Here is a 7291-nt window from a genome sequence, read left to right on the forward strand (position 1 = left end):
TGGATCAGATGACCCAACAGCCGTCCGAGGACTCCGAACACGCCCTTCTAGAGCCCCCATCCGAACCCGACACGACGGTGGTCCCCTCCGCCCTCGCCGACCTGAGCGGGGCAGGTTCCGGCTTCGTTGTCGTCGCGAATCGGCTACCGGTCGACCTGGAGAAACTGCCCGACGGTTCCACCCGTTGGAAGCGCAGTCCGGGTGGTTTGGTGACCGCACTGGAGCCGGTGCTCCGCAATAACAAGGGGGCGTGGGTCGGCTGGGCCGGCGTTCCCGATGTCGATATCGATCCGATCATCGAGGACGGGCTGGAACTGCATCCGGTGCCGCTGTCCGCGGACGAAGTCGCCGATTACTACGAGGGCTTCTCCAACGGCACGCTCTGGCCGCTGTACCACGATGTGATCGTGCGCCCGGTCTACGATCGCGCCTGGTGGGCCGCCTATGTCACGGTGAACCGGCGCTTCGCCGAGGCCACCGCGAAGGTCGCGGCCGAGGGCGCGACCGTCTGGGTGCAGGACTACCAACTGCAATTGGTGCCGAAAATGCTGCGGATGCTGCGGCCCGATCTCACCATCGGATTCTTCCTGCATATTCCGTTCCCGCCGGTCGAGCTGTTCATGCAGATGCCATGGCGGACCGAGATCATCGAGGGTCTGCTCGGCGCCGACCTGATCGGCTTCCATATGCCCGGCGGCGCGCAGAACTTCCTCTACCTGGCCCGCAGGTTGGCCGGCCAGCCCACCTCGCGCGGCACCGTCGGTGTGCGGTCCAAGCTGGGCGTTGTCCAGGTGGGCTTCCGCACGGTCAGGGTCGGCGCGTTCCCGATTTCGATCGCCTCGGCCGAACTCGACGAACATTCGCGGCGTCGCTCGGTCCGCGAACGAGCCGCGAAAATCCGTGCCGAACTCGGCAATCCGAAAAATATCCTGCTCGGTGTCGACCGCCTGGACTACACCAAGGGCATCGATATCCGGCTGGCCGCGCTGGAGGAGTTGCTGCTCGAGGGCAGGCTCGATCCGGCCGATACCGTCATGGTGCAACTGGCCACCCCGAGCCGGGAGCGGGTGGACAGCTATATCCAGATGCGCGGCGATATCGAGCGTCAGGTCGGCCGGATCAATGGTGAATTCGCCAGGGTCGGCTATCCGGTCGTGCACTATCTGCACCGCCCGATTCCGCGCGACGAACTCATCGCCTTCTTCGTGGCCGCCGACGTCATGCTGGTGACTCCGCTGCGCGACGGGATGAACCTGGTCGCCAAGGAGTACGTCGCCTGTCACAGCGGTCTCAACGGAGCACTGGTATTGAGCGAATTCACCGGCGCCGCGGCCGAATTGCGTCAGGCATACCTGTGCAATCCGCACGATCTGAACAGCGTGAAGGATGCCGTGATCTCCGCCTTGGAGGACGACCGCGACACCCGCCGCCGCCGAATGCGCGCCCTGCGCCGCCAGGTGCTCGCGCACGACGTGGACCGCTGGGCGCGGGCATTCCTGGAGGCGCTTGCGCAAGACCAGGTCGCGGGCAGTGCCCTGCTCACCGACGACGATGTGTACCCGGAGTCGCGAGCACCCCATCGCTGACGCGACCTCACTCACAGGAATCACCCAGCTAAGGTCCAGACAGATCCCAGCCTATTGCCGGACTATGAAGCAATGAGTGGTGCGCCTGCTGAGTCCACACCCGAGGCCCGGGTGCTGGTGGTGGACGACGAACCCATGATCGTGGAGCTCCTGTCGGTGAGCCTGCGCTATCAGGGGTTCGCGGTCGATACTGCCGTCGACGGGGCGCAGGCGCTGGACAAGGCGCGCACCTTCCGGCCGCAAGCCCTGATCGTCGATGTGATGATGCCAGGCATGGACGGCTTCGGGCTGCTGCGCCGACTGCGCGCCGACGGCATCGACGCACCGGTGCTGTTCCTGACCGCGCGCGACGACGTCCAGGACAAGGTCGCCGGGCTCACCCTCGGCGCCGACGACTACATCACCAAACCGTTCAGCCTCGAGGAAGTGGTGGCCCGGCTGCGAGTTGTCCTGCGCCGGTTCGGGCACACCGCCCCGCAGCGCGAGAGTTCGCGAATTCGGTTCGAGGACATCGAACTCGACGACGACACCCACGAGGTGTGGAAGGCGGGCGAGCCGGTTGCATTGTCGCCCACCGAATTCACCCTGCTGCGGTATTTCATGGTCAATGCCGGAACGGTATTGAGCAAGCCGCGCATCCTGGATCATGTGTGGCGCTACGACTTCGGGGGTGAGGTGGGCGTGGTCGAAACGTATGTCTCGTATCTGCGCAAGAAGGTCGATACGGGCGATCAGCGCCTGATTCACACGCTGCGCGGTGTGGGCTACGTGATGCGCGCGCCGAATCGCACCCGCCAGTCCGATAAATGATCACGTCCCGGATCACACAGACCCGACGCAAACTGGCATACGCTTCCTCGGCGATTCCGCTGCGGGTGACGCTGGTGCTCGCCCTCGCGCTGCTTTCCGCCCTCGGACTGTTCGCATCCGGCATGGTCGTCACCTCGGCGCTGGAGAATTCGCTGCTGCACCGCACCGACCAGCAGCTTCGCGACGCGGTGATGGCGTGGTCGCGGCCGCGCCCGCCGACGCCTTCGAACCCGTCGCATCCGTCCAGCACTTTCTACGTCCACATCGAACCGACGCCCGGCGGCAACGGCACCGTCTATTTCGAGACCAGACCGTTCAACGAGGAGGCCGAGCCGGATCTGCCGCGGCTGCCCGAGGTGCGGCCGACCACGGATCCGCCGGGTAGCAGGGTCCTCACCAAACCGGTAACCGTCGGCTCCGAGAACGGTTCGACGGTCAAATGGCGGACCATGACGGCGGTCTCGCCCGATACGACGACAACCGTCGCGATACCGCTCACCGAGAACATCGATACCGTCAATCGACTGATCATGCTGCAGCTCATGGTCGGTGCCGCCGTGCTCGCCGCACTGGCGGTGCTCGCCTACTTCGTGATCAGACGCAGTCTGCGGCCGTTGCGCGCGGTCGAGAAGACCGCCGCCGCGATTGCCGCCGGTGATCTGCATCGCCGAGTTCCGGTGCGCGGCACCAATACCGAGGTCGACCGGCTATCGCAATCGCTCAACGGCATGCTGGCGCAGATCCAGCGGGCCTTCGCCGCGACGGAGGCCTCCGAGGCGGCGGCCAGGCGTTCCGAGGCGAAGATGCGCCGCTTCGTCGCCGACGCGAGTCATGAACTGCGCACCCCGCTCACCACCATCAGTGGCTTCGCCGAACTGTATCGGCAAGGCGCGACCACGGATCCGGCCATGTTCATGGATCGCATCGAACACGAGGCCCAACGCATGGGGCTTTTGGTCGAAGACCTGCTGATGCTGGCCCGCTTGGATGCACAGCGTCCGCTGCAACTGGGTCCGGTCGACCTGCTCGCCCTGGCCAGCGACGCCGTGCACAATGCCCGAGCCGTCACCGCGGCGACCGGCGACGACGGGCCGCATCGCTCCGTCGAGCTGGAAATCCGCTCGGGCACAGGAACATTGGAAGTGATCGGCGACGAGGCGCGGTTGCGTCAGGTACTGGCCAATCTGCTGAACAACGCACTCACGCACACCCCACCGGACGCCGACGTCACGGTCCGGCTGACCCCCACCGACGACGAGGTGCTGCTGGAAGTCGCCGATACCGGTCAGGGCCTACCGGCCGAGGAGGCCGACCGAATATTCGAACGCTTCTACCGCACCGACACCTCCCGCACCCGCGCCAGCGGCGGCACCGGCCTCGGCCTGTCCATCGTCCAGGCCCTCGTCGACGCGCACAACGGCACCGTGAGCGTCGAAAGCACCGAGGGCGAAGGCACCACCTTCACCGTCCGCCTACCCCGTGAAATCCGCTGAGCGACCGGATGTGATGGGTTTCGTCTCCCGCCATGCCCGCCCCAATCGGTGCGGCCGACGCCTGTGTGGCTACTTGCGGCCGAGACACAACGTGTAGCTGCCTATTTTGCTGTCCATGCGCGAGTAGTACTTGACAGTGCCGGGGAACTCTTTGCAGGCATACATCCTGGCAAAATCGGAAGACCCCGTGGAATGATCCAATTTGCCGATGACGCGATACTGCCCATCGTGGCTGGAGCAGTCGACCTTGACGACCGAGTCCTCGCCCTCCTCCTTCACGCAGTCGCCGACCTCGGCGGCGTAAAACTCGCGCGTCTCCTTGGCTTCGCACGCCGTGAGGCCGAGCAGGTACGCGCCGAAAATACCGGCGGCGGCGACTACCCCCAGCACGCTTTTCACGGGTGTCCGGTTCGGGTCGGTCATGGTGTCTCTCTTCACGCTCGTTCGTGCACTCCCGTGGAACAACCGACCCGACGTGCAGAAGGTTGGGTTGGTCCGGAACGAGATGAAGTACCTGTTGCGACCCAGTCGGTGCACTGGGGAGCGGCATGCGTGAAAGAGGACGTAGCCAGCCGGTTGGCGGGTTCGACCTGATCAGTCGGGGACGTTGGCTCCGTAGCCCAGGTCGCGCAGTGCGGACTTGATCTTGGTTTGGGCTTCGTCGAGGGATTCGGGGGTCGGGTGGGGGTTGGCGCCGGAGATGTCGAAGTTGCCCATGGTGAAGGCCGGGAAGACGTGGACGTGCAGGTGGGGTACTTCGAGCCCGGCGATCAGCAGGCCCGCGCGGGGTGCGTCCCAGGCGTGGCGGACCGCCTGGCCGATTTTCTGCGCGACGCCGCTGAGCCGCGCGAACGTATCGGCATCGACGTCCTGCCACTGATCGATCTCCTTGCGGGGGACCACCAGCGTATGCCCCTGCGTCACCGGGGCAATGGTGAGGAATGCGACGAATTCGTCGTCTTCCCAGACGAATCGGCCCGGCAGCTTGCCCTCGATGATCGCGCTGAAAACAGAAGCCATGCACCGCAGGCTACGCCGAGAGATCCCGCTCGGTCGTTCGGGTGCGACCGGATGCCATGCGGCGGACCGCCGAGCAGTTGGCCTGCACGCGAAGTCGGCGACCAGCGCGGATCGGTGATCAGGCGACGTAGTGCGACAAGATGCTCTGCACTTCGTAGATGTCGACCTGGCGGTTGAATCGCTTCTGCACCGGCTCGTGAGTGCCGGAGATCCAGATGCAGAGTTCGGCATCCAGGTCGAAGGTGCCCGCGGTCTCCACCGAGAAGTGGGTGATGGCGCGGTAGGGGATGCTGTGATAACTCACCTTGCGGCCGGTGACACCCTGCTTGTCGACCAGGATGAGACGCCGGTTGGTGAACAGAATCGCATCGCGGACAAGCAGATACGCGGCGTAGACCTGCTCACCGCCGCCCATCAGTTTCGCGTATTCCTCTTGCGCCTTACCGGGATCGATCCGCCCGGCATTGCCCATCAGTCCGTCGATCAGACCCATAGTCAGCACGTCCTTTGCGCGGTGGAGGTCGGCTGTCGCGCCCCTCTCATCAATCATCCACACCGGTCGCCGCCTGCAGGTGAGCCGCGCAAGTAAATTTGTCGCCGAGTCGGCGCGGGTCGATGTACGGGTGATGAATCACGGGTGGCGGGTCTTCGGACTGCTGGTCAGCCACCATTGGCGACAACCTAAGCTGTTGCCCGTGCGCGTACTCGTCATCGGTTCCGGAGCCCGTGAACATGCCCTCGTCTTGGCCCTGCGCCGGGACCCCGCGGTGACCGCGCTGTTCGCGGCGCCGGGCAATGCCGGGATCACCCAGCATGCGCAGGTCAGGGCGGTCGATCCGTGCTCCGCGGAAGCGGTGGTCGCCCTCGCGACCGAGCTGGACGCGGACCTGGTGGTGATCGGGCCCGAGGTGCCGCTGGTGCTCGGCGTCGCCGATGCGGTCCGGGCCGCGGGGATCGCGTGCTTCGGCCCGTCGGCCGCGGCCGCGCGCATCGAGGGTTCGAAGGCCTTCGCCAAGGACGTCATGACCGCGGCCGGGGTCCGCACCGCGCACAGCGAGATCGTCGACAACCCGGCTGAACTCGATGCCGCCTTGGATCGCTTCGGTCCGACCTGGGTGGTCAAGGACGACGGCCTGGCCGCGGGCAAGGGCGTGGTGGTCACCGCTGACCGCCATGCGGCCCGCGATCACGGTGCCGAACTGCTCGAGCAGGGCCATCCGGTGCTGTTGGAATCCTTCCTCGACGGACCGGAGGTTTCGCTGTTCTGCCTGGTCGACGGCGAGACCGTGGTGCCGCTGCTGCCCGCGCAGGATCATAAGCGCGTCGGCGACGGCGATACCGGACCGAATACCGGTGGTATGGGCGCGTACACGCCGCTGCCGTGGTTGCCGGAGGAGACGGTCGCCGCGATCGTCTCCGATGTCGTGCGGCCCGTCGCGGCGGAGCTGGTGCGGCGTGGCTGCGGCTTCTCCGGACTGCTCTACGCGGGTCTGGCGATCGGTGCCGACGGACCCGCCGTCGTCGAATTCAATTGTCGCTTCGGCGATCCGGAGACCCAGGCCGTGCTGGCGCTGCTGGAGAGTCCGCTCGGCGAATTGCTGAACGCCACCGCCACCGGCACGCTCGCCGAGGTGGCCGCCCCGCGTTGGCAGGCCGGTTCGGCCGTCACGGTCGTGATCGCCGCGGAGAACTATCCGGGTCGCCCCCGTGTCGGTGATGTGATCACCGGAGCGGGCGAAGGCACTATCGACGAATCGTCCGCCGTGCTGCACGCGGGAACTGCGTTGCGCGAGGACGGGACTCTGATCTCCGCGGGCGGTCGCGTGCTGAGTGTTGTCGGCATCGGCGCGGATCTGGCCGAGGCGCGCGCACACGCCTACGACCGCATTGCCTCGATCAAGTTGCCGGGCAGCCACTTTCGCACCGATATCGGCCTCGCCGCCGTCGAGGACCGCATTTCGGTCTGACGGTACAAACCGGCACTGGCGACCAGCACGGAGCGCGTCTTTGTGAACAAGGAGTTCGCGGCCGTCTCGCGTCCGAGCCGTCGAAGGGCATGCGCCGCAGGCGCGGCCATCGAACATGTCTGAGTCGTCGAAGGGTCTGCACGGCAGTGGCGAGTTCGCCTCGCGTGTATCAGGTGTCGAACGCCCCGCCATGAGTGACCACCGCGGAGCGAGGCTTACGAGCGAGGAGTTCGCGGCCGTCTCGTGTCCGAGTCGAGGGCGAGGGCGAGGGCGCGGCCATCGAACGTGTTTGAGTCGTCGAAGGGTCTGCACGGCAGTGGCGAGTTCGCCTCGCGTGTATCAGGTGTCGAACGCCCCGCCATGAGTGACCACCGCGGAGCGAGTCTTACGAGCGAGGAGTTCGCGGCCGTCTCGC

7 protein-coding genes are annotated in these 7291 nt (G+C 66.1%); 4 read left to right on the plus strand and 3 right to left on the minus strand.

Translation table 11 applies throughout. The features are described from left to right. Positions 1 to 8 precede the first annotated feature (8 nt). From AB0L58_RS05965 to AB0L58_RS05975, 3 genes are all read left to right on the plus strand, one after another. Positions 9 to 1586: a trehalose-6-phosphate synthase gene (locus AB0L58_RS05965; RefSeq protein WP_364381817.1), complete on the plus strand. Its 1578-nt coding sequence runs from the start codon at positions 9 to 11 to the stop codon at positions 1584 to 1586. A 72-nt stretch (positions 1587 to 1658) separates the two neighbouring features. Then, the gene (locus AB0L58_RS05970; protein WP_364381713.1) at positions 1659 to 2396 is read left to right on the plus strand and encodes a response regulator transcription factor; all 738 of its coding nucleotides are present in this window, start codon (positions 1659 to 1661) and stop codon (positions 2394 to 2396) included. Continuing rightward, a complete protein-coding gene (locus AB0L58_RS05975; RefSeq protein ID WP_364381716.1) occupies positions 2393 to 3889 on the plus strand; it encodes a HAMP domain-containing sensor histidine kinase in 1497 nt (498 codons plus the stop codon). The genes AB0L58_RS05970 and AB0L58_RS05975 overlap by 4 nt, the downstream gene beginning before the upstream one ends. Before the next feature lie 69 nt (positions 3890 to 3958). Here the strand turns inward: AB0L58_RS05975 and AB0L58_RS05980 are convergent, their stop codons facing one another. From AB0L58_RS05980 to AB0L58_RS05990, 3 genes are all read right to left on the minus strand, one after another. Continuing rightward, the gene (locus tag AB0L58_RS05980; RefSeq protein WP_364381719.1) at positions 3959 to 4312 is read right to left on the minus strand and encodes a hypothetical protein; all 354 of its coding nucleotides are present in this window, start codon (positions 4310 to 4312) and stop codon (positions 3959 to 3961) included. Between the two features lie 171 nt (positions 4313 to 4483). Then, positions 4484 to 4909 carry an HIT family protein gene (locus tag AB0L58_RS05985; protein ID WP_364381722.1) on the minus strand — a complete coding sequence of 142 codons (426 nt, stop codon included), beginning with the start codon at positions 4907 to 4909 and terminating at the stop codon, positions 4484 to 4486. A gap of 118 nt (positions 4910 to 5027) precedes the next feature. Beyond that, positions 5028 to 5402, minus strand: a complete 375-nt coding sequence (locus tag AB0L58_RS05990) for a PH domain-containing protein (RefSeq protein ID WP_364381725.1) — start codon at positions 5400 to 5402, stop codon at positions 5028 to 5030. A gap of 202 nt (positions 5403 to 5604) precedes the next feature. Here AB0L58_RS05990 and purD point away from each other — a divergent pair, with 202 nt between their 5' ends. Then, positions 5605 to 6876: a phosphoribosylamine--glycine ligase gene (gene purD, locus AB0L58_RS05995; protein WP_364381727.1), complete on the plus strand. Its 1272-nt coding sequence runs from the start codon at positions 5605 to 5607 to the stop codon at positions 6874 to 6876. Positions 6877 to 7291: the final 415 nt, after the last annotated feature.

Source organism: Nocardia sp. NPDC052112 (assembly GCF_040680135.1).
Taxonomy (GTDB): Bacteria; Actinomycetota; Actinomycetes; order Mycobacteriales; family Mycobacteriaceae; genus Nocardia.

Coding starts and splice junctions, on each gene's coding strand:
- AB0L58_RS05965 (WP_364381817.1), top strand. CDS start 9: ATGACCCAACAGCCGTCCGAGGACTCCGAACACGCCCTTCTAGAGCCC.
- AB0L58_RS05970 (WP_364381713.1), top strand. CDS start 1,659: ATGAGTGGTGCGCCTGCTGAGTCCACACCCGAGGCCCGGGTGCTGGTG.
- AB0L58_RS05975 (WP_364381716.1), top strand. CDS start 2,393: ATGATCACGTCCCGGATCACACAGACCCGACGCAAACTGGCATACGCT.
- AB0L58_RS05980 (WP_364381719.1), bottom strand. CDS start 4,312: ATGACCGACCCGAACCGGACACCCGTGAAAAGCGTGCTGGGGGTAGTC.
- AB0L58_RS05985 (WP_364381722.1), bottom strand. CDS start 4,909: ATGGCTTCTGTTTTCAGCGCGATCATCGAGGGCAAGCTGCCGGGCCGA.
- AB0L58_RS05990 (WP_364381725.1), bottom strand. CDS start 5,402: ATGGGTCTGATCGACGGACTGATGGGCAATGCCGGGCGGATCGATCCC.